Below are 22567 nucleotides of genomic sequence, written 5' to 3'. Positions count from 1 at the left end.
CCCCAATACGTCAGGCGTTCACGTCGACGACGACGCGGCCGCGAACTTTGCCCGCCAGAATGTCAGTGCCGAGTTGCGGCACATCCTTCAGCGTCGCACGCGAGGTCATGGCGTCGAGCTTGCCCAGATCGAGATCCTTCGCGAGGCGCGCCCAGGCCGCTTCGCGCTTCTTCATCGGCGCCATCACGCTATCGATGCCGCAAAGCGTGATGCCGCGCAGAATGAAGGGCGCGACGGAGGCCGGAAGATCAAGACCTTGCGCGAGGCCGCATGCCGCAACCGCGCCGCCATACCGCGTCATCGAGAGGACGTTGGCGAGCGTGTGGCTGCCCACCGCATCGACGGCGCCTGCCCAGCGCTCCTTGCCGAGCGGACGGCCCGGCGCCGAAAGCTCGTTGCGGTCGATGATGTCGGCGGCGCCAAGGCCTTTCAGGTAAGCCGCCTCGGACGCGCGGCCCGTCGAGGCGATGACACGATAGCCGAGCTTCGCAAGAAGCGCGATGGCCACCGAGCCGACGCCGCCCGCCGCGCCCGTCACCAGCACATCGCCCTTATCGGGCGTCACGCCTTCATGTTCGAGGGCGAGCACGCAAAGCATGGCCGTGTAACCCGCCGTGCCGATCGCCATGGCATGGGCGGTCGAGATATTGGCCGGGAGCTTCACCAGCCAGTCGCCCTTGACCCGCGCCTTCTGTGCATAACCGCCGTGATGGCCCTCGCCGACGCCGTAGCCGTTGAGCACGACCTTGTCGCCGGGCTTGAAGCCCGCGTGCGACGAGGTCTCGACCGTGCCCGCGAAATCGATGCCGGGGATCAGCGGGAAGCTGCGGATGATGGGCGCCGAGCCGGTCAGCGCCAGCCCGTCCTTGTAATTGACGGTCGAGTAATCGACGGCGACGGTGACATCGCCCTCCATGAGATCGGCAAGGGTGATATCGACGAAATCCGTCTTCTGGCCAGCATCGGATTTCGACACGCGAATGGCGTGAAATGTCTCGGACATGGGCTTCCCCGTGGGTTTTTTCTGGCTAAGGGCCTCTGACGGCCCGGCATTTTGGGGAACAAACGAACCCAAATCGCCGCCCCGGTCAAGCGACGCTTTCCGGCACTCCGAGACTTCAGGCAGCCATCCGGCTCCACGAGTGCCAATGTGAATGTCACACGAAGGAAAAATCACGGATCGACGATCGCGCCGGCATCGACGAGCCGCCTGCCCCTTCGTTAGGATTCGTTCATCGGCGCGTCAGGCCGGGCGAGTCGTTGGGCCTCACGCGTCCGTCATTGGACAGCAGGGGGTGCTTGCGTGACGACAGTTTCCGAGTTCGCCAGAATGCTCGACGGCTACCGTCTGGTGACAGCCGAAATCCTCTACCACATGCCGGATCATCACGGCCTCATCCAGACCTTCCTATGGCAGGAATACGACCTCGCCCCGCGCTATCCGGAGCTGACGAAGTTCCTCGACCATTGGGAGAAAAACCTCGACGGTCCGCTCCACTCCGTGCGCGTCGCCACGAAGCGGATCATCGGTCCGACCGAATTTCCGTATGCGAATTACATGGCAACGCTGCATTGACGCAGCGCCGCTTTCGTAATGTGGGCGTTACCCTCTCGGCAGCGCCTCGAGGAAGACTATCGGCTCGCCCGCCGCGGCGCCGATCAACTCGTCGTTCCACATGACGCGCCGTCCGCGCACCACCGTGCCGATGGGCCAGCCGGTAACGGTCTTGCCGTCATAAGGCGTCCAGCCGCATTTGCTGGCGATCCAGTCATTGGTGATCGTGCGCTTCGCCTTCATGTCGACGATGGTGAGGTCGGCGTCATAGCCGACGGCGATGCGGCCCTTGCGCGCCATGCCGAAGATGCGCTGCGGCCCGTGCGAGGTGAGATCGACGAAACGCTCGATCGTCAGCCTGCCCGCATTCACATGGTCGAGCATGATCGGCACCAGCGTCTGCACGCCCGGCATGCCCGAAGGGCATTTCGGATAGGTCTCGGCCTTTTCCTCGCGCGTATGCGGCGCATGGTCGGAGCCGATCACATCGACCACACCAGCGGCGAGCCCCGCCCAGAGCCCGGCGCGATGATGCGCGTCGCGGATCGGCGGGTTCATCACGGCGTAGGAGCCGAGTTCCTCGTAGCATTCCGGCGCGGCGAGCGTCAGATGCTGCGGCGTCACCTCGACGCTGGCAATGTCCTTCGCCGCGGCGAGCAGCGGAATTTCGTCGGCGGTCGAGACATGCAGCACATGGATGCGCTTGCCCGCCTCACGCGCGAGCCTGAGAAGCCGCGTCGTGCAAAGCACCGCCGCCTCGGCATCGCGCCAGACCGGATGCGTCTCGACCTTGCCGAGTTCGGCAAGCGGGCGCCGGTCGCGTAGCCGGAATTCATCTTCCGAGTGAACCGCCGCGCGGCGGCTGATTGCGGCAAGTACGCGGGCGACATCCTCATCGCTCGCGACGAGAAGCGTACCCGTGGACGAGCCCATGAAAATCTTGATGCCGCAGCAGCCCGCCATCCGCTCCATCTCCGGCAGCAGATCGACATTCTCAGTCGTCGCACCGCCATAAAAGGCGAAGTCGCAATACATACGATGGCGAGCGCGGGCCACCTTGTCGGCCAGCGCCTCGGGCGTCGTCGTCGGCGGCTTGGTGTTCGGCATTTCGAAGACGGAGGTCACACCGCCCAGCACCGCCGCACGGCCGCCCGTCTCGAGGTCTTCCTTATGCTCGTTGCCGGGCTCGCGCAGATGCACCTGACTGTCGACGACGCCGGGCAGCACATGAAGCCCCGTCACGTCGACGATTTCACCGGCGCTGGCCTGTGAAAGATCGCCGATGGCGGCGATGCGCCCGTCTTTCACCGCAACGTCGCCCCGGCCCACGCCGTCGTGATTGACGATGGTGCCGCCCCGGAAGATGAGATCGTAGCTGGCGCTCACGCGATGTCCTTTTCCTGAGATTTGGGTTCCGTCCGCGCGAGAAGGGCGCAGGCGGCATCATAAACCTTGTCGACGGAGAGGTCGCGCATGGCGCTCTCGCCCGCATATTTCTCACCCTCTTCGGCCAAAATCTGCTCGTAGGAACGCGGGCCGCGCACCCGGGCGGTGTTCGTGCCCCAGGGATCGTAGCGTCCGTCCGGCGTCGGCCCGAAAAGACCGAGCGTCGGCGCGCCTGCCGCGGCGGAAAGATGCATCAGCCCGGAATCATTGCCGATATAGAGCCGCACTCGCTCGAAACAAGCAGCGACGAGGCTCAGATTCTCGCCAATGAGTTCGATGCGCCGCTCGTCCGGCACCTCGTCGATGATCGGCTTCACCAGCTCGCGCTCGCCCGGCGCAGCGGCAATGAGCACATACACGCCCTGGAGCGGACCGCCCGGGCCCGTCAGGCGGCGAACAAGCTCTGCCCCATATTCGATCGGCCACATCTTGCGCGGCCAGTTGGCTGAGGGGCCGAGGGCGAGCACCACGCGGCCATCCGGGATCAACTCGCGAGCCCGTTTGCGCGCCTCCTTCCCCGGCCAGACGCGGGGCCAGGGCGCAGGGTCGAAGCCCGCCACGCCCGCATTGTGAATGACCCTGTGCAGCGTGTGGTTGGCCTTCAGCACATGCCGCTTCCTCGCGCAGAGCAGATAAGCCGTGGCCGAGCCGCGAAGATCGACCACCGCCTCGAAGCGCCGGAACATGGTTTCGCGCAAGAGTTTGCGCCAATGTCCGGCCCAGGGGGCTTTTTTGAGGACGATGACCTTTTCGACGCCCGGCGCATGTTCAAAAATGGGAACCGCGAGCGGCCCGCACGCCACCCAGAATTTGGCGCCCGGATAGCGCTCCATCAGGCCGGCCAGAAGCCCCGTTGAGAGCACGGCATCGCCGATCCGGTTCGAAGTGATGAAGAGAATACGCATCCGGCGGAACGCCGACCTTGCCGTAAAATGAAAAAGGGTGCGGAGTATAGGAGTGCCGCTAGCCCCTGCCAAGGCAGGGTGCTTGCGGACGACAAATGGGCTCACCAAATGTCCCGTGAGGCCCGGACCGGGCGGGACACCAGAACGGAAGTCATAAAAGAGACATGAGTGGCTTGAAGGCGTCGATATTGCCGGAGCGCGGGGTTTTAAGGGTCGGCGGGGCCGATGCGCGGCCCTTCCTGCAAGGGCTCATCACCAACAATATCGATCTGGTGGAGGGGCCACGCGCGATCTACGCCGCACTGCTCACCCCGCAAGGCAAGTTCCTCTTCGATTTTTTCATCGTCGCCGATGGTGACGGGCTGCTTCTCGATTGCGACGGCGCCCGCGCCGCCGATCTGATGAAGCGCCTGGCCTTCTACAAGCTCCGCGCCGATGTGACGCTCGAAAATCTGGGAGCTACCCATTCCGTCGCCGCATTGTGGGATGGCGAGGCGGCACCCGCGGGCGCCTTCCCAGATCCGCGCCTTGCCGCGCTCGGCCACCGCATCGTCACCTCGACACCGGATGAAACGCTGAAAAGCTTCACCCCGGCGACGCCCGCCGATTATCACCGCCACCGCATCGCATTCGGTGTGGGTGATGCGGCCCGCGACTTCGAGCCCGACCGCACCTTCCCGCTCGAAGTGAATCTCGACGAACTCAACGGCATCGACTTCAAGAAGGGCTGTTTCGTCGGACAGGAAGTCACCTCGCGCACAAAGCGGCGCGGCAGCGTGAGAAAGCGCCTGCTCCCCTGCCGCGTCGAAGGCGATCTGCCGAAGCCGCATACACCGGTGCGCTCATCAGGCCGCGAGGCGGGCATGGTGTTCTCGGGCGACGCGCCGACGAGCCGCATTCTCGCTCTGCTTCGCCTCGATCTCATCGACGGCGCAGTGCTCGAAGCGGGCGACGCGAGCCTCACGCCCGAAAAGCCCGACTGGGCCAGCTTCGCACTCGAGGGCGCGATCGATGAAGCCTGAAGCCACAACGGGCTGCGCATGGCCCGGCACCGATCCGCTTTATCTCACCTATCACGACACCGAATGGGGCGTACCGGAGTATGACGACCGCGCGCTTTTCGAAAAACTGATCCTCGACGGATTTCAGGCGGGCCTTTCGTGGATCACCATTCTGCGCAAGCGCGAGAATTTTCGCGAAGCCTTCGACAATTTCGACCCGGAGCGCATCGCGCGCTACACGCCGGCCCGCGTGGAAAAGCTTCTGAAGAACGAAGGCATCATTCGCCATCGCGGCAAGATCGAAGCGACCATCGGCAACGCGCGCGCCTATGCCGATATTATGGATCGTGATGGCTTTTCCAATTTCATCTGGAGCTTCGTCGACGGAAAACCACTGCAGAACAGGTGGAAAAACATGCGCGAGGTTCCGGCGGAAACCGAGATGAGCAAGAAGCTCTCGAAGGCGCTGAAGGCCGAAGGCTTCCGTTTTTGCGGCCCGACAATCGTTTATGCATTTGCGCAAGCCGTCGGAATGGTCAACGATCACATGATCGGATGCACGCGACACAAGGAATGCGCAGAACTCGCGCGTTCAAAAAAACGCTGAAATAACGGCTCTATTTCCGCTTCGCCTTGTTTCGCCACATTGTGGACGCATGCACGTCAAGTTGCCGCTCTAGTTTCGCGTCGTATCGAAACACAACGTAGGGAGGCTTGGGACGATGTTCAAACGCCCAAAGGACACGCCGGATTCAAAGCCGGCGGAAGACAAGTCGCCGCCAGTTGGCACTCGCATCGTCGAGAAAACGGCGCGGACCGAGGGCGATGCTTCGTCCGCCAATCGCGCAGTGACCCCCGCTTACGAGATAAGGAAACCAGCCGTGCGAACGCTTCAGAGCCCCCCCTCCTATTCCGCCAACGCGACGCCAGCCAATCTGCATGTCGGCCGCGGATTGAGGCTCGAGGGCAAGATCGAGTCCTGCGACAGCCTTGTTATCGAAGGTGACGTGCAGGCGACCATCGAAAGCGGAACGCTCACCATCAGCGAAACAGGCGAAGTGCGCGGCGAGGCCACCGTCGATCAGGCGGAAATCCAGGGCCGCTTCGACGGCACGCTCGTCGTCCGCAAATGCCTGACGATCAACGCGACCGGCAAGGTCACCGGCACGATCCGTTATGGAGAGCTCAAGGTCGAACAGGGAGGCCGCCTGACCGGTCAGGTGGAGGCCGCCGAAGCCGGCGCGGTCGTTGCCCGTCCGACGTCGTCGACCGCTTCACCTGTCTCCAGAAGTCCCGTTGAATCGCCTGAATAGGCCGACGCAAGGGGACCCAGCCTGCGTGCGCGTATTCCGACGCTCTCCCGGGAGCGCGCACGCCGGTGTCCGCGACGGCGAACCTCGTCCTCGTGATTAACCACCTGAACCCGGCCCGACGCAGCGGAACGCTGGCCCTGAGAAGGGTTCGGCGCCTTCGGCGCTCCACCCGCCACGCCCCATATTACGGTTAGGGAGTGGAAACCATCACCGGGGTGTTCTAGTTTAGCGCCCATTCTGGGGTGGGACGTTGCCTCCAGGCGAGCCAGAACGGGAGCTAACCCGCGGGCCGCCGGATATCGTGCCGACAATAATCAGGTGAGCAATTGACAAAAGTCGTCATCAGCGGGACCGGTGTCTTCACGCCGTCCAATTCGATCAGCAATCAGGAACTCGTCGAATCCTTCAATACCTACGTCCGGAACTTCAACGAGAAGAACGCAGAAGCGATTGCCAGGGGAGAGATCGAACCGCTGAACGAGTCGAGTGCGGAGTTCATCCAGAAGGCATCCGGCATCGAAGCCCGCTTTGTGATGAACAAGGAAGGCATTCTCGATCCCGAGATCATGGCGCCGCGCCTGCGCCAGCGTTCGAACGAGGAACCCGGCATTCTCGCCGAAATGGCGGTCGACGCCGCGAAGAAGGCGATGGCGCGGGCGAACAAGACCGCTGCCGAGATCGACGCCGTCCTCGTTGCCTGCTCGAACCTGGAGCGCCCCTATCCGGCCATCGCCGTCGAAGTGCAGGACCTGCTCGGCATCGAGGGCTTCGGCTTCGACATGAATGTCGCCTGCTCGTCGGCCACCTTCGCGATCCAGACCGCCTATGACATGCTGCGCTCGGGCTCGGTGCGCTGCGTCCTCATCGTCGATCCGGAAATCTGCTCGGGCCACCTCAACTTCCGCGACCGCGACAGCCACTTCATCTTCGGCGACGTCTGCACCGCCATGATCGTCGAGCGTGAGGAGACCTGCACCGCGAAGGGCGCGTGGGAAGTTCTCGGTACGCGCCTGCTGACGAAGTTCTCGAACAACATCCGCAACAATTTCGGCTTCCTCAACCGCGCGACGCCGGAAGGCATCGGCGCGAAGGACAAGCTCTTCGTTCAGGATGGCCGCAAGGTTTTCAAGGAAGTCGTGCCGATGGTCTCGAAGCTCATTCTCGAGCACATGGCCGACATGGGCCTCGACCCGAAAGATCTGAAACGCATGTGGCTCCATCAGGCCAACAAGGGCATGAACGACATGATCGGCAAGAAGGTGCTCGGCCGCGAACCGGAGCCCGGCGAACAGCCGAACATTCTCAACGAATATGCGAATACGAGCTCGGCCGGCTCGATCATCGCCTTCAGCAAATACAATGAAGACCTGAAAGCCGGCGACCTCGCGCTGATCTGCAGCTTCGGGGCAGGCTATTCCGCCGGCAATATTCTGCTGCGGAAGCGGGCGTAAGCGCTACGCCCCCGCCCACCCCGGGCTGAGCCGAGGTGGGCGGGGCGGGGGTCACTTCTTCACATAGGGCTCCAGAGTGACGACGCGGAACGTGTGGCTGTCGCCATCGGGTTCCGTGACGGAGAGATATTCGCCAATCTTCACCTCATGCCGTTCGAGCTTGAAGAAGGGCTCTTCGTCGCCCTCGGTCTTCGTATCGTAGTCGATGAACCAGTTCTTGCCCGAATGGCGCAGGATGCCGCGGCGGTCTTCCGCGTTCGCCCAGAAGCGATGCACGATGCAATCCTTCGTATGGTTCTTCCAGGACACGGGATCGAGCTTGCCCGCCTCGTCAAGCGGCACGACGAGATCGTAACCATGGGCGTTCGAGCCCTCCGGGAATTCATCGTTGCGGGCCAGCACCATGCGGACGCGATAGAGAGTCATATTTTTCTTCCTTCAATGCGGCGCGAGGATCAATGCGCCATCAGAACCGGGATCGTCGCGTGCGAGCGGATATGCTGCGTCGCGCCGCCGAGAATGAATTCGCGAAGCCGGCTATGCCCGTAGCCGCCGACGACTAGCAGATCGGCGCCCGCCTTTTCCGCATTTGAGAGCAGCACACTACCGATGGGCTGGCCCTGCGCCTCGACGAGATGGATATCGGCCACGACGCCATGCAGCGCGAGATAGTCGGCAAGCATGCTGGCGGGCGCGGGATCGAGCTCCTTGCGGCCGATGCTGAAAATGATGACCTTCTTCGCCTCGTCGAGAAAGGGCATGGCCGCCGTAACGGCATGCGCGGCGACGGGGCTGTCGTCCCAGCCTATGGCGACCGTGCAGCCAATGGCGGGCACCGCCGTCTTGGGCGCGATCAGAACCGGGCGACCTGCGCTCATCATCGCCGCCTCAAGCGTGCTGCCGCCCGCTACGCCGGATGTCGCCTCGCCGAAAACGATGATGTCGGAGAGCTGCGCATGCGCCGCCACCACATCATCGCGGTGGCCGGTGACGTCGAGAAAACGCGCAGACGGCAGCGTACCCGCGCCGCCTTCCTGCACAAGCGGCACGCCCGCCGTCTGCGCCGCATTGGCGAATGCCTCGCGCGCCTTGGAGGAGGAAAGATCGGATGCCTCCTTCGCCGCGGTCATCAATTGTTCGATAACCTGACCCGAAACGCCGTCGCCCAGATAGGGCAAGGCTTCCGTCGGGTCGGGCCTCACGAAGAGGCCGACCACCTGCGCGCCGAATTTCCGCGCGGCGGCCAGCGCCGTTCCGATCACCGGGGCCTCAACACTCACGCCCGAAAGCGGCACGAGAATCTTGCGAACGCTCATCGCCCGGTCTCCCTGTTTTTGTTCTCTGTACTGATGGCAGGCCCCCGTGGCTCACGCCCGGCCCCAAGAAGAAGAAGTGGGCATCCGGCTGCCGCCGAAAGCCTCGCGGCATCCTCGTCGCTACCGAGCCTTTCCGCATTGATGACAATCAATCCCGCATGGGCCCGCCGCGCTGCCGCCGCGATTTCAGCCGGGTCACGCCCGCCCAGGGCCAGTCGATAGAAGGGAAGCCCCGCCCGCGCCGCCAGCGCCGCCGCAAAGCCGCTGCAAGCCTGCCCGATGCTGGAGCCGTCATCGACCGCGGCAATGGGCCGCGCCGGCTGCAGCACCACAGCGCCCGACGCTCGCGACGCCGTGACGCCGAAAAGACCGCTCGCCGCGACGCCCCGCGCGACGAGCAGAACATCGGCCTTCGTTTCATGTGTCGCCGAGCGAACGGCGCGGCCGACTTCGCGCGCAGTCCCCTCCGGGGAGCGAATGACGAGCGTGTCTTCGGACGTCACGGATGCCGCGAGCGATGCCAGCGGGCGCCCGCGCGCTATGTCGAAGCTCCAGTCCACATGCGTTTCCGAGGCGATGCGCTGAAGGACGCGCCGCGCCGTCTCGGCCTGCGCCCGGATCGCCCGCAACATGCGCTCATGATCTATCTGGCGCACCTCGCCGGAGAAAGAGATTTCCCGCGCGAAAGGCAGGCCGCAAAGCGAAAGCAGATTTTCGTCTTCGACGAAGACGCCCTTGAGCCTTGCATCGACAGAGGCGGCCAGACGTGCCGCCAGCGAAAGTGCCTCGCGCGCCGCAGTATTGGTGTCGAGGCCGACGACGATGCGGCTTTGCGTCTTTTGTGTCCCGACAGGCGCAGCGGCGGTTTCCCCCTTAGGAGGAGAAACGGAAAGCGGGGCTGCTCCCTTCTTCTCCGCCATGACTATTTCTTTCCGTTGCTGTCGGCAGGACGCATAGCAAAACGGCGTTGGTTCTCGGCGAAAGCGGCGAGCCGCGCCTCGGCAAGCGCGAAAACGCTACCCGGCGTGAATTTTCCATCGGGCCCGCGTGCGCCTGCGGGCTTGCCCATCAGAAGCTCGACGCCTTCCTCGATGCGCTCCACCGGATAGATCGCGAACATGCCGCGCTCGACTGCATCGACCACATCCTGCCTGAGCATCAGATGCTTCACGTTGGCCGCGGGGATCAGTACGCCCTGATCGCCCGTCAGCCCGCGCCGCATGCAGATGTCGAAGAATCCCTCGATCTTGTCATTGACGCCGCCGATCGCCTGCGCCTCGCCGAGCTGGTTCACCGACCCTGTGACTGCGAGCCCCTGCTCGATCGGCACCTCGGCCAGCGCCGAGATCAGCGCATAAAGTTCCGCAGAGGATGCACTGTCCCCATCGACGCCGCCATAGGACTGTTCGAAGACGAGGCTCGCGCTCATGGAGAAAGGGATTTCCGGCAGAAAGGTCGCCGAGAGATAGCCCGAGAGAATGAGCACGCCCTTGGAATGAATGGGCCCGCCAAGCTCCACCTCGCGCTCGATGTCGAGAACGCGCGAGCCGCCCATCCCCATGCGCACCCGCGCCGTGATGCGGCTCGGCCGCCCGAAGGAAACGGAGCCCATGGAGAGCACGGAAAGACCGTTCACCTGACCGATGACAGAGCCTTCGGTGTCGATCATCACAATGTCGCGCGTGATCATTTCAAGGCTGCGCTCGCGCATGCGATCCGCCCGCGCGATCTGCGCATCCACTGCCTCGTCGATATGTTTGGCGGAAATGCGCGTCGCTTCATACCGCCGCGCCAGAAAATCGGCTTCATGCAGAAGGTCGGCGATCGGCCTCACCGCCGTGGTGATTTTCTCCGCATCCTCCGCGAGCCGCGACGCCCGCTCGATGACGCGGCCGACAGCCGATTTGTCGAGCGGCAGAAGCTCTTCCTTCCGCGCGAGGCCCGCCAGCAGCCGCGCATAGAGAATATCGTTTTCCGGCTCGCGATCGAACTCGTCGTCGAAATCGGCCGCCACCTTGAACAGCTCGCCGAATTCCGGATCGGCATTCGAAAGCACGTAATAGAGATAGCGGTCGCCCAGAAGAATGACCTTGAGATCAAGCGGCACCGGGTCGGGTTCGAGCGACACGGTGCTGACGAGGCTCAGGAACTCGCCCGGCGATTCGATCACAACCTTACGGCGATGAAGCGCGCGCTTCAGCGCATCCCATGCCAGCGGCTCGCGCAAGATCTTGAGCGCGTCGATGAGCAGATAGCCGCCATTGGCGCGATGAAGCGATCCACTCCTGATCAGCATGAAGTCGGTGATGAGCGCGCCCATCTGAGGTATGTGCTCGACGCGGCCGACGAGGTTCTGAAGCGTCGGATGATCCTCATAGACAATGGGCGCCCCGCCGCCGATATAGCCGCCCGCATCCACCACCGGTTCAGCCTGCCAGGGCGAACTGCCGGGGCGCCGCTTGAGATCGTTGTTCTCGACAACGACATTCACCTCATAGCGGCGAAGAGGATTGAGGGCGCCGAAGGGCACCGTTTGTCCCTGCACCATCGCCTGCATCGCCAGCATCGCCTGCTGCTGTTGCTGGTCGCCGGGAGTGGCGAAGATCGCGATATTCTCGATGAGATCGGCGGCGACAGTGGCAAGCCAGTCGCGCACCGCAGGCATGGTGTCGAAACGTGCCCTGACGTCGCGCATCGCCTGCTCGACGAGCTTTTCCGCCACTTCGCTGTTGAGCTTTTGCACGCGGCCGCGATGCTCTTTCTCCCAGCCGGGGATGTGTTCGAGGATGTCGGCGAGCTCCTTCTGCAGGCCCTGTATCGTCATCTCGACGCGCTTGCGCTCGGCCTCGGGGAGCTTGTTGAATTCTTCGGGCTTCAGCACCTCGCCTTCCTGCCCGTCGCCGCGATGAACAGGGGCGAGCGCGAAGCCCGCCGGCGTGCGCAGGAGGGCGATGCCTTCGCCTTCCGCCTTTTCGCGCAACGCCTCGAAGGACCGTTCCTGCCGTTCGCGATATTCCTCATCAATGGACTGACGGCGGTTTTGATATTCCTCGCTTTCGAGGACGCTCGGCACGGTCGCCTTCAATTCCTCGACGAGCCGGCCCATGCCCTCCTTCAGCGCCCGCGCGGAGCCCGCCGCGATCTCCAGCACGATGGGCTTGTTCGGCGCCTGAAAGTTATTCACATAGGCCCAGTCGGAAGGCGCCTTCTGCCGCGCGGCGACGGTGCCCAGGAAGCGCGTCACCGCCTCATGCTTGCCCGCACCATCCGGCCCGAGCACAAAAAGGTTGTAGCCGTACCGCTTGATGCCTGTGCCGAATTTCAGCGCATCGAGCACACGCTCCTGTCCGATGAGGCCGGGCAGCTCTTCGAGCTCGGCCGTCGTGTCGAAGGTGAACTGCGTGAGATCGCAAGCGCGATAGAGAAGATCCACCGGAATTGGATCGACGGCCATGCTTTTCCTTTGTCGCCTTTTGCCAGCCGCGAGCGGACGCGGCATTACTTTTATCGGGGCGAATTCCTTCGGCCCCGGAGTCTATGTCCATCGATGCCGTCCGGCAAACCCCTTGCCCGGCCGAGCGTCTTGGTGACAAGACCGCGGCCTCGCCTTAAGTTTCAGCCTTTCTGAAATGGGACAGATCATGGCCGAGCCGACCCGCAGCAAGAATGGCAAACAGCATAAAGCTCCCCGGGCCTGGCAGCGCATGCTGAGCGGACGGCGGCTCGACCTGCTCGATCCCTCGCCCCTCGACATCGAGATTGAGGACATAGCGCATGGGCTCGCCCGTGTCGCCCGGTGGAATGGCCAGACGAAAGGCGACCACGCCTTCACCGTCGCCGAACATTGCGTCCTCGTCGACGACATCTGCGCCCGCCTCCGTCCCGGCTGGCCCATGCGCTGGCGTCTCGCGGCGCTGCTGCATGACGCGCCGGAATATGTGATCGGCGACATGATCAGCCCCTTCAAGGCGGCGCTCGGCGTCGACTACAAGGCGTTCGAGCATCGTCTCGCCGCCGCAATCCATCGCCGTTTCGGCCTGCCGCCGGAATTGCCGCAGTCGGTCGAAGACCTCATCAAGCGCGCCGACAAGGCCTCCGCCTTTTTCGAGGCGACGCAGATCGCCGGCTTCGAGGACGAGGAGGCCGCCGTGATCTTCGGCCGCCCGCGCGGCCTCACACCCTTCCGCCTGAAGCCGCTGCCGACCCGCGACGCGCAGGCGCGCTTCCTCAAGCGCTTTGCCGAGCTTTCCGCCGGCTGACGCCGTGGTGTGCGGTCTCGCGCCGTCGCCAAATTGTCAAAAAGCGTATAATTAAAGGCATTTTAAGGGTGCTTTTCACGAATCCGTGCTATTGTTAGCAAATGATTTATGTAAGCCCCCTCAGCGCCGTGACAGAGGCGATCCGGACGGTCCGCCCGTCGCATCTGGTGAGCCTGCTCGATCCCGAAAGCATGATCGATACGCCGGAAGGCATCGCCCACGAGCGCCATCTGCGCCTCTCGGTGAACGATATTGCGGAGCCGACCGACATGCTGGTTTCGCCCAGCGAGGCGCATGTCTCGAACCTCATCGCCTTCATTCGCGACTGGGATCAGCAGAGCCCGATGCTTGTCCATTGCTGGGCCGGCATCAGCCGCTCGACGGCGGCCGCCTTCATCGCGCTCTGTACACTGAATGAAGACTATCCCGAGGAGCAGCTCGCCCGCCTCGTCCGGGAGCGAGGCTCGCATGCCCATCCGAACAAGCTGATGGTCCGCATCGCCGACGACCTTCTCGGTCGCGAGGGCCGCATGCGCACTGCCGTCGAGGCGCTGGGTCCGGGCCGCGCGACCTGGGAAGGCGAACTCTTCGCCATCCCCGTTCATCCCGAGCGCCAAAGCCCATGACATCGACCGAGCGGCCTGCCGCAGCCTCGAAGTCCCAATCGTCATACAGCGCCATGCTGGGCGCCGGGCTTGCGGGCAAGGCCGTCATTATCGGCCTCAACGCGGCGATCGTCACCGTCACGGAAGAAGAACCCAAGATCCTTGTCGTGCCACAGGCCGCCGAGCGCTCCAATACCGCCGGAAGCTGGGACGCCCTGCCCTTCGGCCCCTTCGACCCCCTGAAGCATCGCACACTCGAAATCGGTCTGCGCGACTGGGTGCAGGAGCAGACGCATCTGGCACTCGGCTATGTGGAACAGCTCTACACATTCGGCGATCGCGGCCGCCATGCGCTTGAAGTTGAAGCGCCGGGCGAGCATGTCGTTTCCGTCGGCTATCTTGCGCTGACGCGTACACATGACGGCGATCTTTCCGGCGCCGCCTGGCGCGATTGGTATGAGCATTGCCCATGGGAAGACTGGCGGCAGGGTAAGCCTGCCATCATCGATCAGGTGATCGCGCCGCTGCTGCGCGAATGGGCGTCGCATCAGGCGGATGCGAGCGACGACGAGCTGACGCGCGGCAAACGCCGCGACCGCATGCGCCTCTGCTTCGGCCTCGATGGTGTGCCGTGGGACGACGAAAAGGTGCTTGAGCGCTACGAGCTGCTTTACGAAGCGGGCCTTGTGCGCGAGGCGGCACGCGACGGACGCCCCAACGCCATCGCCCGCGGTGGGCCGAACGATCCCGTCCTCGGCCGCCCGATGCAGTTCGACCATCGCCGCATCCTTGCGACCGCGATGAGCCGCCTTCGCGCCAAGCTCAAATATCGCCCGGTCGCATTCGAACTCATGCCGCCGACCTTCACTCTGTTCGAATTGCAGAAGACAGTCGAAGCGCTGCTGGGGCTTCATGTTCACAAGCAGAATTTCCGCCGCCTCGTCGAGAATGCGGGCCTTGTCGAGCGCACGGGCCGCATGACGACGCGCACGGGCGGACGCCCCGCCGAGCAGTTCCGCTTCCGCCGCGAAGTGCTGAACGAGCGCCCCGCCCCTGGACTACGGCTCGCACCTTCGAAGAGCCGCGCGAACTCCTGAGCCTTCCTCGCTGGCCGTCCGTCTCACCTGTGGCTATGCTTTTCCCTCCTTGAGGGGGGATGGAATGGAATTCTTCTCATTACTCGCGCTCGGGCTTGTCGGCTGGTTCATCTGGATCACGGTCTCGACCGCCACATCCCGGTCCCGAATTGACGGCCTCGCACGCGAGGTCGCCGCCCTCAAACGCGAATTGCAACAAACGAGAGCGGCCGCGCCCGACGCTGAGAAGACGACGAACGCCGGAATCCCTGCCGAGGTTGCGGCGCGGGAAGAACCAACCGCCGAAGAACCGCATGCTCATCCGGGCTGGAGCGTCGCGCCGCCCGCTGCCACCCCGCAGCCCGCCGCATCCGCGCCTGCCAAGCCCATCGCCGCGAGGGAGGGTCTCGAGAAGGCTTTCGGCACACGCTGGACCGTGTGGCTCGGTGGCGTCGCTATCGCCCTCGGCGCGATTTTCCTCGTCCAATATTCCATTCAGAGCGGATATTTCGGCCCCGGCGTCCGCGTCGCGCTGAGCACGTTGCTTTCGGCAATATTGCTGGCGACGGGCGAGTTCATGCGCCGCCGACCTCACATCGCGCCGCTGCCGCAAGACAGGGCCGCGCAAGTGCCGCCGATCCTGACTGCGGCAGGCCTCGTCGCCGCATATGCGACGACATATGCCGCCTATGCCCTTTACGACATGATCGGGCCGATGGCCGCGTTCATCCTTCTCGGCCTTCTCTCCATCGCCGCCATGCTGCTCGCTGGATTGCATGCAAGCTATGTCGGTGCCATCGGTCTTATGGGCAGCGTACTCACGCCAGCGCTTGTACAGTCCGAAAGCCCGAAGCCGGAGATCCTCTTTCTCTATCTGACCTTCGTGCTCGGCACGTCCATGGCGACAAGCAACATCAGGGGATGGCGCTGGCTCGATGCGGCGACGCTTGTGGCGAGCATCATATGGCCAGTGCTCTGGATCGCCGGGCCGTGGCAACCGGGCGACGAGCTAGTCGTCGGGTTTCACCTGCTCGCGCTTTACGGCCTTCGCCTCTTTCTCAACCTGGGCGAAAGCAGCGAAGAGACGGGAACACAGGCTCCAAGGCGCATATCGACCGGGGCTCTGATACGCGCAAGCGCCATTCTGACCGGTCTTTTCGTCGTAGCCCTTCTGGATGCAGGCCATGACGGCCCGGCTGCACTCGCGATCCTCGCCATCTATGCGAGTGGATCCGTCGCCGCCGCATGGGCACGTGAGAAGTTCCTGCCCGCCGTCGCAACCTCGGCGCCGATCGCCATTATCGGCATTTCGCTCTGGTCGATCCCGCTTGGCGACTGGATGGGCGAGCCGGATTTCTGGTTCACGCATTTCCTCGCGCAGCCCTTGCCGGCAGATGCGGTCTCCACCTTTCTTTGGGCTTCGGCGCTTGCCGGGGCGCTCTACGCTATCGCGGGATATGCCAGACTTGCCTCAGGTCGTCCGCACAGAACGTGGTCGCTGGCTTCCGCCCTGACGCCGCTCGCTCTTTTTGTCGTCGCCTATGCGCGCGTAACGAACTTCACGCCAGAAGCGCCGTGGGCCGGATTTGCAATCGGCCTGGCCATTCTTTGCGGCATGCTCACCAAGCAGATGAGCCTGCGCCTGAGCGAACCCGGCTATGAGACCGCGACCGCCTCCTATGCGACAGCAACGGTCGGCTTTCTCGCCGCGGCATTCGCCATCATCCTGCGAAATGAATGGCTGACGGTTGCGCTCGCGCTTCTGGTGCCGGGACTCGCATGGGTCCAGAGCTATCTGCCGCTCCGCATGCTTGGACGGCTCGCCGTGATCCTCACCGGCGTCGTCATTGTGCGGCTGATCTTCAATCCTGCGCTGCTCCAGCACGACATCGGAGAAACGATCATCTTCAACGCGCTGCTCTATGGCTATGGCGCGCCGGCAGCCTTCCTCGCATGGGGAGCGTGGCTCTATCGTCGCCTCGCGCGAGACGAGATTGCCGATCCGCTCGAAGCGGCGGCCATTCTGCTTGCCGTAGTTCTGAGCAACCTTGAAATCAACCACGCCTTCGCTCACGGCCATGCCTTCACATTGGCCAAATACGATCTCGCCCAGAATGGCGCGCATCTGATCGTCTGGCTCCTTGCGTCGGCCCTGCTCTTCAGACGTAACATGAGTACTCCCCGCGCTCATTATCGCGCGGGAGCCACTATTCTTCGCTTCCTCTCATACATCTTTCTGATCATTGGGTTGACGTTCTTCAGCCCCCTGATCGACGACGAGCCGATCACCGAGCCGCTGCTTCTCGACAGAATGCTGCTCGCCTATTTCCTGCCCGCTCTCATCGCCGCCTGTTATTCGGCGCTCGCCAACCGCGATAGCCGGCACCGGCTCGCGCTGATCATGGCATCGGCCTCGTTCATCGCCGGATTTGCGTATTATTCGCTCGAGGTGCGCCGCTTCTTCCACACCGGAAGCATCGCACTGTCGGTTGCGCCGGGTTCGGAGGCGGAGAGCTACGCTTTCTCAGCCGCGTGGCTCATCCTTGGCGGCGCGCTTCTCGCTGCCGCCTTCGTCACGCGCTCGCAAATGGTGCGGTTCACCTCCCTTGCCGTGGTCATGCTGGTGGTCGCCAAGGTCTTCATATTGGACATGGCAGGCCTCACCGGCATTCTGCGGGCGGCATCGTTCCTGGGTCTGGGCGGAGCACTGATCGGAATCGGTCTTTTCTACCAGAAGGTCGTGTTCCGAAATCCGGCGGAGGGCTGATTTCTCCAGGCGGAGTCGCGAACTGCCCGGCCTTTTTCGTAAAGGACCGGCTTCCTGGGAAATCGGCCCTTGAATCTGCCTGTCGCGCTCCCTTCATATTCGGTGTTGACCGCAGCTAATGCTCAGCCGTAGCATATCCCAAGATCACAAACCGGCCCTGACAAGAGGTGCCGGCGTTTTTGATCCCTAAGATATGCTCACAATGAGCATAAAGGAGGCAGGGATGGCCCTCGCAGGTGAAATGCAGCGCGACACGGTGGTTCGCAAACCCCAATCGCCGACCGTAGAGCCGCGCAAGTTCAAGCAGCTCGAAATGCCGCATCTCGAATACACGCCGGGCTTGGCCAAGGAGATGGCACCTCTCTACGAGAAGGTGAGCCATGTCATTCCCTCGATCGAATGGCCTTTCTTCGCGCCCTATATCCACGCCATCAACCTCCTGAAGAAGGAACGTGGCGCGGTCCTTCTCGCGCATAACTATCAGACGCCGGAAATATTCCACTGCGTCTCCGACATTCGCGGCGACTCGCTGCAGCTCGCCAAGGAAGCCACCAAGGTCGATGCCGACGTCATCGTTCAGTGCGGCGTCCACTTCATGGCCGAGACGTCGAAGCTGCTGAACCCGGAAAAGACCGTCCTCATTCCCGACATGCGCGCTGGCTGCTCGCTGGCCGAGTCGATCACGGGCGCCGATGTGCGCCTGCTTCGCCAGAAATATCCGGGCGTGCCGGTCGTCACCTATGTGAACACCTCCGCCGAAGTGAAGGCAGAGAGCGACATCTGCTGCACCTCGTCCAACGCGCTGAAGGTGGTCGAGAGCTTCGGCACCGATCGCGTGCTTTGCATCCCCGACGAATATCTCGCGCAGAACATCGCCAAGCAGACCAAGGTGAAGGTCATCGCCTGGAAGGGCCATTGCGAAGTGCATGAGCGCTTCACGCCGGAAGAACTCCGCCAGTACCGCAAGGACGACCCGAACGTCGTCATCATCGCGCATCCCGAATGCCCGCCGGAAGTCGTCGCGGAGGCCGATTTTGCCGGTTCAACCAGCGGCATGATCTCCTGGGTGAAGGAACACAAGCCTGCCCGCGTCGTCATGGTCACGGAATGCTCGATGAGCGACAACGTCGCGGTTGAGAATCCGGACGTCGAATTCGTGCGCCCCTGCAATCTCTGCCCGCATATGAAGCGCATTTCGCTCAAGAACATTCTCGAAAGCCTCGTCTATATGCGCGAGGAAGTGACGATCGATCCCGCCATCGCCGCTCCCGCTCGCCGGGCTGTCGAACGGATGATCAATCTCGGGAACTGAAGCGCGCAGCCTCGCGCATGAGGGGCCAAAGCCCATGTCCCACGTCGATGCCAAGGATGCCGGCGATGTTCTCATCGTCGGCGCAGGTCTTGCCGGTCTTTTTACGGCCCTGAAACTCGCGCCCCGTCCCGTCACCGTGCTCGCCGCCGCCCCTCTCGGCGATGGCGCGTCGAGCGCCTGGGCGCAAGGCGGCATTGCGGCCGCCGTTGAACAGGGTGACACGCCCGAGTCTCATGCGGCGGATACCGTCATCGCGGGCGCGGGCATCGTGGACGAGAATGTCGCAATCTCGATGGCCCGCGAAGCCCCGGCCCGCATCGCCGATCTGCTGAGCTATGGCGTTCCCTTCGACCGCGATCTCGAAGGCCATCTCGCGGTGGGTCGCGAAGCGGCGCATAGCCATCGCCGCATCGTGCATGTGCGCGGCGACCGCGCGGGCAAGGCGATCATGGAATCGCTCATCGCCGCTGTCCGCCAGACGCCCTCCATTACCGTCATCGAACATTATTCGGCCTATGAACTTGCCAAGGCGGGTAATCGCGTCGCGGGCGTCTATGCGCGCCATGTCGTGACAGGCGAGAGCCTGCTGCTCACCGCCCGCGCGACAGTGCTTGCGAGCGGCGGCATCGGCCAACTCTATGCGGTGACGACCAATCCACCTCAGGCGCGCGGACAGGGCGTCGCTCTGGCGGCCCGCGCCGGCGCCGTGATCGCGGACCCGGAATTCGTCCAGTTCCATCCGACGGCCATTGCCGGCACACGCGATCCCGCGCCCCTCGTCACCGAGGCGTTGCGTGGCGAAGGCTCGATCCTGATCGACGAGACGGGCCGTCGCTTCATGCCGGCCATTCATCCGGATGCGGAGCTTGCGCCCCGCGACATCGTTGCCCGCGCGATCTTCCGCGAGATTGCCGCAGGGCGCACCGTCTATCTCGACACGCGCGCCGCCGTCGGCGCACGTCTGCCCGAGGCTTTTCCGACCGTCTATGAAAATTGCGTCGGCATGGGCATCGACCCCGTGCGCGACCCGATCCCCGTCGCGCCCGCCGAGCACTACCATATGGGCGGCATCAGCGTGGACGCGACGGGCCGCACCAGCCTCGACAGCCTCTGGGCCTGCGGCGAGGTCACATCGACCGGCGCGCACGGCGCGAACCGCCTCGCCTCCAATTCGCTTCTCGAAGCGATCGTCTATGGCGCGCGCATCGCGGGAGACATAGACGGGCGCGAGCTTCCCGCCATCGAAGGAAAGATTGCGCCGCCGACGCTTTCCGGTGTGAAGCCGAGCCCGGCCAACCTCGTCACGGCGCTTCGCCGGTTGATGACCGACTACGTCGGCGTCATTCGCAATGGCGACGGCATCGCGCATGCGCTTGAGGAAATTGCGCGGCTCGAAGCGGCTGCGGACGAAACAAGCATCTTCATCAACATGACGACGACAGCGCGTCTCATCGCGGCCGCAGCCTACGCCCGCGAGGAAAGCCGCGGCGGGCATTTCCGCAGCGATTTCCCCGAACCACGCGAGGCCTGGCGCCACCGCACCTTCATCACGCTGGCGGAGGCGAACCGGATCGCCGCCGAGGCAACGACCCAATCACGCAAGGCGAGCGCGTAAGCATGACCGCACTGGAACTCGAACCCCTGCCCTCGATGCTGATCGAGCCGGCGGTGAAGGCCGCGCTTCTGGAAGATCTGGGTCGCGCAGGCGACATCACCACCAATGCGACGATCCCTGCTAGCGCGAAAGCCCGCGTTGTCATTCGCGCGCGCGAAGACGGCCGCATCGCGGGCCTCGATTGCGCCCGCACCGCTTTCCGCCTGATGGACTCTTCGCTGAAAGTCGCCGTGCAGAAGCCCGACGGATCGGACGTCATGCCCGGCGACATCGTCTGCGCCATCGAAGGCTCCGCGCGCGCGATCATCACCGGCGAGCGCGTCGCACTCAATTTCATGGGCCATCTTTCTGGTATCGCGACGGCGACCCGCGCCATCGCCCGCGCCATCGAAGGGACAAAGGCGCGCATCTGTTGCACGCGCAAGACGACACCGGGCCTCCGCGCGCTGGAGAAATATGCGGTCCGCGCGGGCGGCGGCCAGAACCATCGCTTCGGGCTCGACGATGCGGTTCTCATCAAGGACAACCACATCGCCGTTGCAGGCGGGATCACCGCCGCCATCGAGCGCGCCCGCGCCCATGTCGGCCATATGGTCAAGATCGAGGTCGAGGTGGATACGCTCGACCAGCTTCGCGAGGCGCTCGCCGCCAGGGCTGAACTGGTGCTCCTCGACAATATGAGCCCCGCCCAGCTCCGCGAGGCAGTGGACCTCGTCGCGGGCCGCGCCATCACGGAGGCCTCAGGCCGCGTGACCGTCGAAACCGCACCCGCCATCGCGGCCGCTGGCGTCGACCTTATTTCGTCGGGTGCCATCACCCATTCGGCCAAAACACTCGACCTCGGCCTCGATTTCGACAGCCTGAGGGCCTGAGCTCCGCCCACCCCCTGTAACGGCGTTTCCCGGCCCTCTGTGCGTCCGTGGAGCGCATCGCGACGCGAACGCGGCAAGTATGTTCAGATGTGCCCCGTTCCCGCGGCTTTCTATTCGCCTTTAAGGCCGCACCTTGACTAGGATGCGGTCTATTAAAATCAGAAACGACCAATAGGGATGTATTATGGGAAGTGCGAACGGGCGTAAGTCCATTTTCATCACCGGCGCTGCGTCAGGCATGGGCCTCGAAACGGCCCAGCTCTTTAACCAAAAGGGCTGGTTCGTCGGCGGCTACGACGTTAACGCCGAGGGCCTCAAGAAGCTCGAAGCCGAGCTTGGCGCAGAGAACTGCGTCACACGCCGCCTCGATGTCACCGACAAGAAGGACTACGAGCAGGCGCTGGCCGAATTCGGCGCGGCTACCGGCGGAAAGATGGACATTCTCTTCAACAATGCCGGCATCGGCGCGGGTGGATTTTTCGACGAGCAGCCCTTCGAGGATGTGCTTCGCGTCGTCAATGTCAATTTCATCGGTGTACTGAACGGTATTCATTCGGCCATCGGACTTCTGAAGGCGACGCCAAATTCGATGTGCTTCACCACCTCCTCTTCGTCCGCGACTTATGGCATGCCGGGCATTGCCGTCTATTCCGCAACGAAGCATGCGGTGAAGGGTTTGACGGAAGCGCTCTCCATCGAGTTCCGTCGCCATGGCGTGCGCGCCGCGGACGTTCTGCCCGGCCTCATCGACACGCCGATCCTGCCGCCGGGCGCTGCCGCCAATGCGCCGAAGGAAGGCATCTTCCGCGCCATTCCGCCGGTCGAAGTCGCAAAGACCGTTTGGGAAGCCTATGGTTCCGACAAGCTGCACTGGTATGTTCCGCCGGAACTCGTCGAACTCGACAAGGCGGCTGGCAACACACCGGAACTCGTGCGCGAACAGCTCGCGACCACTGGTCCCATCGCCGACATGCTGAAACTCGCGGAAGAGGCAGCGAAGGCCGGTTGATAATTTCGGCTTCGCGGCTCTTGTAAACAACAAATGGCGGAGCCTCAGGCTCCGCCATTTTCAAT

The 22567-nt window shown here is 63.5% G+C and carries 20 protein-coding genes; 13 read left to right on the top strand and 7 right to left on the bottom strand.

Going from position 1 to position 22567, the window contains the following annotated elements:
- Positions 1 to 10: 10 nt before the first annotated feature.
- Positions 11 to 1003, bottom strand: coding sequence for an acrylyl-CoA reductase (NADPH) (gene acuI, locus F2P47_RS10515; protein WP_152216311.1), 993 nt, complete (start codon positions 1001 to 1003; stop codon positions 11 to 13).
- Between the two features lie 300 nt (positions 1004 to 1303).
- On the opposite strand from acuI, the gene F2P47_RS10510 reads away from it, so the two are divergent.
- The gene (locus F2P47_RS10510) at positions 1304 to 1576 is read left to right on the top strand and encodes an usg protein (protein WP_246176835.1); all 273 of its coding nucleotides are present in this window, start codon (positions 1304 to 1306) and stop codon (positions 1574 to 1576) included.
- 27 nt (positions 1577 to 1603) lie between these two features.
- Here the strand turns inward: F2P47_RS10510 and F2P47_RS10505 are convergent, their stop codons facing one another.
- Both F2P47_RS10505 and F2P47_RS10500 read right to left on the bottom strand, forming a co-directional pair.
- Complete coding sequence (locus F2P47_RS10505) at positions 1604 to 2941, bottom strand: dihydroorotase (protein ID WP_152216310.1); 1338 nt, start codon at positions 2939 to 2941, stop codon at positions 1604 to 1606.
- Positions 2938 to 3906: a glycosyltransferase family 9 protein gene (locus F2P47_RS10500; protein WP_152216309.1), complete on the bottom strand. Its 969-nt coding sequence runs from the start codon at positions 3904 to 3906 to the stop codon at positions 2938 to 2940. Before F2P47_RS10500 ends, F2P47_RS10505 begins: the two co-directional genes overlap by 4 nt.
- Before the next feature lie 164 nt (positions 3907 to 4070).
- Between F2P47_RS10500 and ygfZ the strand changes: the two genes are divergently transcribed.
- From ygfZ to F2P47_RS10480, 4 genes are all read left to right on the top strand, one after another.
- A complete protein-coding gene (gene ygfZ / locus F2P47_RS10495) occupies positions 4071 to 4928 on the top strand; it encodes a CAF17-like 4Fe-4S cluster assembly/insertion protein YgfZ (RefSeq protein ID WP_152216308.1) in 858 nt (285 codons plus the stop codon).
- Positions 4918 to 5514, top strand: coding sequence for a DNA-3-methyladenine glycosylase I (locus tag F2P47_RS10490; protein WP_152216307.1), 597 nt, complete (start codon positions 4918 to 4920; stop codon positions 5512 to 5514). Before ygfZ ends, F2P47_RS10490 begins: the two co-directional genes overlap by 11 nt.
- A gap of 115 nt (positions 5515 to 5629) precedes the next feature.
- Positions 5630 to 6220: a bactofilin family protein gene (locus F2P47_RS10485; RefSeq protein WP_152216306.1), complete on the top strand. Its 591-nt coding sequence runs from the start codon at positions 5630 to 5632 to the stop codon at positions 6218 to 6220.
- Between the two features lie 326 nt (positions 6221 to 6546).
- Entirely contained in the window at positions 6547 to 7671 is a 1125-nt protein-coding gene (locus F2P47_RS10480; protein ID WP_152216305.1) for a beta-ketoacyl-ACP synthase III, read from the top strand.
- Between the two features lie 51 nt (positions 7672 to 7722).
- Here the strand turns inward: F2P47_RS10480 and F2P47_RS10475 are convergent, their stop codons facing one another.
- The 4 genes from F2P47_RS10475 to F2P47_RS10460 are packed head-to-tail and all read right to left on the bottom strand — an operon-like array spanning position 7723 to position 12441.
- Positions 7723 to 8097 (bottom strand): bifunctional DNA primase/polymerase, encoded by a 375-nt coding sequence (locus tag F2P47_RS10475; protein WP_152216304.1) that lies wholly within the window; start codon positions 8095 to 8097, stop codon positions 7723 to 7725.
- A 29-nt stretch (positions 8098 to 8126) separates the two neighbouring features.
- Entirely contained in the window at positions 8127 to 8987 is an 861-nt protein-coding gene (locus tag F2P47_RS10470) for a universal stress protein (RefSeq protein WP_152216303.1), read from the bottom strand.
- Positions 8984 to 9907 (bottom strand): hypothetical protein, encoded by a 924-nt coding sequence (locus F2P47_RS10465; RefSeq protein ID WP_152216302.1) that lies wholly within the window; start codon positions 9905 to 9907, stop codon positions 8984 to 8986. The genes F2P47_RS10470 and F2P47_RS10465 overlap by 4 nt, the downstream gene beginning before the upstream one ends.
- Positions 9908 to 9909: 2 nt before the next feature.
- Positions 9910 to 12441 carry a Lon protease family protein gene (locus F2P47_RS10460; RefSeq protein WP_152216301.1) on the bottom strand — a complete coding sequence of 844 codons (2532 nt, stop codon included), beginning with the start codon at positions 12439 to 12441 and terminating at the stop codon, positions 9910 to 9912.
- 187 nt (positions 12442 to 12628) lie between these two features.
- Here F2P47_RS10460 and F2P47_RS10455 point away from each other — a divergent pair, with 187 nt between their 5' ends.
- From F2P47_RS10455 to F2P47_RS10420, 8 genes are all read left to right on the top strand, one after another.
- On the top strand, positions 12629 to 13246 hold the full coding sequence (locus tag F2P47_RS10455) for an HD domain-containing protein (RefSeq protein ID WP_152216300.1): 618 nt from the start codon (positions 12629 to 12631) through the stop codon (positions 13244 to 13246).
- 101 nt (positions 13247 to 13347) lie between these two features.
- On the top strand, positions 13348 to 13872 hold the full coding sequence (locus F2P47_RS10450; protein ID WP_152216299.1) for a tyrosine phosphatase family protein: 525 nt from the start codon (positions 13348 to 13350) through the stop codon (positions 13870 to 13872).
- 53 nt (positions 13873 to 13925) lie between these two features.
- Positions 13926 to 14948, top strand: a complete 1023-nt coding sequence (locus tag F2P47_RS10445; RefSeq protein ID WP_152216382.1) for an NUDIX hydrolase — start codon at positions 13926 to 13928, stop codon at positions 14946 to 14948.
- 64 nt (positions 14949 to 15012) lie between these two features.
- Positions 15013 to 17694: a DUF2339 domain-containing protein gene (locus F2P47_RS10440; protein ID WP_152216298.1), complete on the top strand. Its 2682-nt coding sequence runs from the start codon at positions 15013 to 15015 to the stop codon at positions 17692 to 17694.
- A gap of 223 nt (positions 17695 to 17917) precedes the next feature.
- The gene (nadA, locus tag F2P47_RS10435; RefSeq protein ID WP_152216297.1) at positions 17918 to 19006 is read left to right on the top strand and encodes a quinolinate synthase NadA; all 1089 of its coding nucleotides are present in this window, start codon (positions 17918 to 17920) and stop codon (positions 19004 to 19006) included.
- 34 nt (positions 19007 to 19040) lie between these two features.
- The gene (locus tag F2P47_RS10430) at positions 19041 to 20621 is read left to right on the top strand and encodes an L-aspartate oxidase (protein WP_152216296.1); all 1581 of its coding nucleotides are present in this window, start codon (positions 19041 to 19043) and stop codon (positions 20619 to 20621) included.
- A 2-nt stretch (positions 20622 to 20623) separates the two neighbouring features.
- Positions 20624 to 21493, top strand: a complete 870-nt coding sequence (nadC, locus tag F2P47_RS10425) for a carboxylating nicotinate-nucleotide diphosphorylase (protein WP_152216295.1) — start codon at positions 20624 to 20626, stop codon at positions 21491 to 21493.
- 184 nt (positions 21494 to 21677) lie between these two features.
- Positions 21678 to 22502 carry an SDR family oxidoreductase gene (locus tag F2P47_RS10420; RefSeq protein WP_152216294.1) on the top strand — a complete coding sequence of 275 codons (825 nt, stop codon included), beginning with the start codon at positions 21678 to 21680 and terminating at the stop codon, positions 22500 to 22502.
- The last annotated feature ends 65 nt before the right edge of the window (positions 22503 to 22567 follow it).

Source organism: Parvibaculum sedimenti (genome assembly GCF_009184905.1).
Classification (GTDB): domain Bacteria; phylum Pseudomonadota; class Alphaproteobacteria; order Parvibaculales; family Parvibaculaceae; genus Parvibaculum; species Parvibaculum sedimenti.
The sequence above is the reverse complement of the archived record's forward strand: the minus strand, read 5'-3'. Positions and strand labels throughout refer to the sequence as shown.

What these genes read in the sequence shown, in the direction of transcription:
- acuI (WP_152216311.1), bottom strand. Translation starts at nt 1,003, where the DNA reads ATGTCCGAGACATTTCACGCCATTCGCGTGTCGAAATCCGATGCTGGC.
- F2P47_RS10500 (WP_152216309.1), bottom strand. Translation starts at nt 3,906, where the DNA reads ATGCGTATTCTCTTCATCACTTCGAACCGGATCGGCGATGCCGTGCTC.
- ygfZ (WP_152216308.1), top strand. Translation starts at nt 4,071, where the DNA reads ATGAGTGGCTTGAAGGCGTCGATATTGCCGGAGCGCGGGGTTTTAAGG.
- F2P47_RS10490 (WP_152216307.1), top strand. Translation starts at nt 4,918, where the DNA reads ATGAAGCCTGAAGCCACAACGGGCTGCGCATGGCCCGGCACCGATCCG.
- F2P47_RS10485 (WP_152216306.1), top strand. Translation starts at nt 5,630, where the DNA reads ATGTTCAAACGCCCAAAGGACACGCCGGATTCAAAGCCGGCGGAAGAC.
- F2P47_RS10475 (WP_152216304.1), bottom strand. Translation starts at nt 8,097, where the DNA reads ATGACTCTCTATCGCGTCCGCATGGTGCTGGCCCGCAACGATGAATTC.
- F2P47_RS10470 (WP_152216303.1), bottom strand. Translation starts at nt 8,987, where the DNA reads ATGAGCGTTCGCAAGATTCTCGTGCCGCTTTCGGGCGTGAGTGTTGAG.
- F2P47_RS10465 (WP_152216302.1), bottom strand. Translation starts at nt 9,907, where the DNA reads ATGGCGGAGAAGAAGGGAGCAGCCCCGCTTTCCGTTTCTCCTCCTAAG.
- F2P47_RS10460 (WP_152216301.1), bottom strand. Translation starts at nt 12,441, where the DNA reads ATGGCCGTCGATCCAATTCCGGTGGATCTTCTCTATCGCGCTTGCGAT.
- F2P47_RS10455 (WP_152216300.1), top strand. Translation starts at nt 12,629, where the DNA reads ATGGCCGAGCCGACCCGCAGCAAGAATGGCAAACAGCATAAAGCTCCC.
- F2P47_RS10450 (WP_152216299.1), top strand. Translation starts at nt 13,348, where the DNA reads ATGATTTATGTAAGCCCCCTCAGCGCCGTGACAGAGGCGATCCGGACG.
- F2P47_RS10445 (WP_152216382.1), top strand. Translation starts at nt 13,926, where the DNA reads ATGCTGGGCGCCGGGCTTGCGGGCAAGGCCGTCATTATCGGCCTCAAC.
- F2P47_RS10440 (WP_152216298.1), top strand. Translation starts at nt 15,013, where the DNA reads ATGGAATTCTTCTCATTACTCGCGCTCGGGCTTGTCGGCTGGTTCATC.
- nadA (WP_152216297.1), top strand. Translation starts at nt 17,918, where the DNA reads ATGGCCCTCGCAGGTGAAATGCAGCGCGACACGGTGGTTCGCAAACCC.
- F2P47_RS10430 (WP_152216296.1), top strand. Translation starts at nt 19,041, where the DNA reads ATGTCCCACGTCGATGCCAAGGATGCCGGCGATGTTCTCATCGTCGGC.
- nadC (WP_152216295.1), top strand. Translation starts at nt 20,624, where the DNA reads ATGACCGCACTGGAACTCGAACCCCTGCCCTCGATGCTGATCGAGCCG.
- F2P47_RS10420 (WP_152216294.1), top strand. Translation starts at nt 21,678, where the DNA reads ATGGGAAGTGCGAACGGGCGTAAGTCCATTTTCATCACCGGCGCTGCG.